Annotated in this window: 2 protein-coding genes and 1 pseudogene; all 3 read right to left on the reverse strand. The window is 46.8% G+C overall.

The genetic code is table 11. The features are described 5' to 3' along the window. Positions 1 to 362: 362 nt before the first annotated feature. Positions 363 to 920 (reverse strand): DUF2799 domain-containing protein, encoded by a 558-nt coding sequence (locus NP589_RS21340; RefSeq protein ID WP_256608778.1) that lies wholly within the window; start codon positions 918 to 920, stop codon positions 363 to 365. A 790-nt stretch (positions 921 to 1,710) separates the two neighbouring features. Then, complete coding sequence (locus NP589_RS21345; RefSeq protein ID WP_256608779.1) at positions 1,711 to 1,908, reverse strand: hypothetical protein; 198 nt, start codon at positions 1,906 to 1,908, stop codon at positions 1,711 to 1,713. Between the two features lie 178 nt (positions 1,909 to 2,086). Then, positions 2,087 to 2,639: pseudogene (locus tag NP589_RS21350) on the reverse strand (IS3 family transposase); the annotation flags it as partial.

Here is a 2,639-nt window from a genome sequence, read left to right on the forward strand (position 1 = left end):
ACTCTAGTCTATTAATAACAATTAGGCTTACGTCAGCCAACATACGCGTAAAGCAGTGAGCATGGCTGTAAGATTTTATATATCTCGTTAGCCGTCTGCCATCGTCGACATTAGTTTATTAACTCGGCCAGCAAGCCAAATAGGCGGGGGACTAGTAGCCACACTCGGTTTGCTATGCAATTTAACGGCCCCAGGAAATTTAAGGGCCGGATTAATAACCAATCGTGACTTGTTATGTCGAAAACGATCGATTGCCGTCATGTTCGGCAGATACGATGTTTTAAACATGCAATACCTATATTTACTTCGAGGCTTTCTTCGGAAATCTTGAAACGTATTATCGCAACATCCCACACATCCGTTCAGCGATAGGACTGAGACTCATGGCGGAATTCGTTGAGTTGCCGTTCGTGGTAGTAAAGATCATCCCGAGCGCGGTCTCTATTCCGACTTAAGTGCCTTATATCGTCACGTATTCTGGCCCGGTCTTTGTCGCTTAACTTGTTATCCCCCAAGCTAGCTTCTTTGCTGGAAAGTTCGTTATCTATCCTATCAAGTTCGGCGCGTTCTTTATGGACAGCGTATGCCGCTGCATGGTAACGGCTAAATATACTATCAATTGATGGCGGGCAAACATGGCGATAATCATGTCCTTGCAGACCCTCTTCAAAAGCATTCTCGATCCGACAGTATTCTTTTATGCCCTGTTCGCGGCCAGCAAAATACTGCGAATCATTCACCGCGACGCCGTATTCGGAACATGCTTTTTTGTGATCATTTAGCCTGTCACTCGTTGCGCCGGAACGGCCGTCTTGAACGCCCAAACCAAACCAATCACCCCGCTTGCAGTCCTGCTGACTAAGCGTTGCACAGCCGGTTAAAAAAACAGCAAATAGACAGCCAGTTAAGCGTTTCACCATGATTTTGCCTTCCCAATAAAGATTCACTATACAGCGAGAAAAGCTGCAATTGCTTGGAGCCCCACGCATACCCTAAAACTATTTCAATTAGAATCGGGATCGCTGGAAATTATAGTCAACGTTGAAAATTAAACGACTCAATACAGATAATTATCAACCAAGCTGAATCTGGTCATACCGGGCCGACCAGATGACACGTTGACCGACGACATAATCGATTTATGCAAAAATGCCTTGGGGAATTTTAATCAGCCCATGGCAATTGGATTTCCAGGCAAAGTGAAATGACTGCTATTGGGAAAGATGGGTTGGGCGAACCAGTCAAAACAACCAACTGAAACCCGTAAAGACGAGCTAAAAATTATTCCCCATGGGCACAACTGCAACACTCTATGGCCTCTATCGTGAATGCGGTAAAGGCTTTTCAGTGCGCTCTAAGGGCTTATTTCCAACGCCGGTTGAATGTCCGACCGTAAATGGATAAGCGTAATCGATGGAGCTTGATGGTTACGACGCCGGATTCATCGCGATGGCAGCCGAATCCAGGATGCGTAAGGTCTTCAAAAAAGACATGGTACTGTTTAAGTTGGAGCTCTGCCGTCATCGTATTTCTTATCCTATTTCTGTGAAGACATAGACACTATAGGCTCTGAAATAAAAGGATTATTTGATCTACAGCAAACATTAGCATAATCCTACATTCAAAATGACAAACACTGCAAAAGCAGACATCTTATTTCTGGCTTAGACGTTGTCGATTTCCGATGATCGGAGGGCTCAGACGGCATTATTAGAATATTCTAGGAGAAACCCAGTGCTGGCGAATACTGTCAGCATGCGCCATCAAATCATTAAATGCCTTAACACAATCTCGATGGTAGGGATGCCTGTAGTTATTCAGCGGGTGGGTTAGGTCTCCCACCAATTCGTTGACCACCTGTTCAATCTCCAAAAGCTCTGCCGGCTTCTTGTTGAAAAATTCACTCATATTTCCTGACTCATATTTTCATTTTTTTGAAGCTTTAGCTTACAAATGTCCTATGACATTAATGTGACAAAACGTGAGTTCAACTTTTGTGTAGTAGAGTATCGCGCATAAAAAAGCCCATACTGAATGGGCTCTCGTCTGGGGCTATTTTTAATTTTTGCTGGACGCCCGCCATCAACGACGGCAAGGCTAACACCGCCTCGATGCCCATTTTCGTCATCAAGGTTTTCACCCGCTTGCGGCCGATCGCGATGCCTTGTCGATTCAGTTGATCCCGTAACTGGCGAGCGCCCATGAACGGGTGCTTCAGGTGCAGTTCGTCAAGTCGGCGCATGATGTCCAGATCGCGCTCCGAAACCGGTTTGGGCAGGTAGTACACGCTGCCACGGCTGAGGCCCAATAGCTTGGCCTGACGACCAATCGGTAGTTTGGCGTCACGGTTTATCATCGCTTTGCGCCTTGTGCCCTTTGGGTATCAGCAATCCCGCCTTGGTGAGCGCGTTCCCTAAAAAATCGTTTTCCAAGGTCAGTTGGCCAATTTTCGCATGCAGGGCCTGCAGATCAATCGGCGGCGATTCAGGCTCTGCGGACTTCCCAAACACCTCAGCAGCCCGCTCGCTCAGTTGCTTTTTCCAATCGACAATCTGATTTTGGTGAACCTCGAATTCCTGGGTCAACTGCGCCAGGGTTTTATCGCCCGCCAAGGCGGCTAACGCCACTTTGGCCTTGGA

Origin of the sequence: Methylomonas rosea (assembly GCF_024505055.1) — a bacterium.
Lineage (GTDB): Bacteria > Pseudomonadota > Gammaproteobacteria > Methylococcales > Methylomonadaceae > Methylomonas > Methylomonas rosea.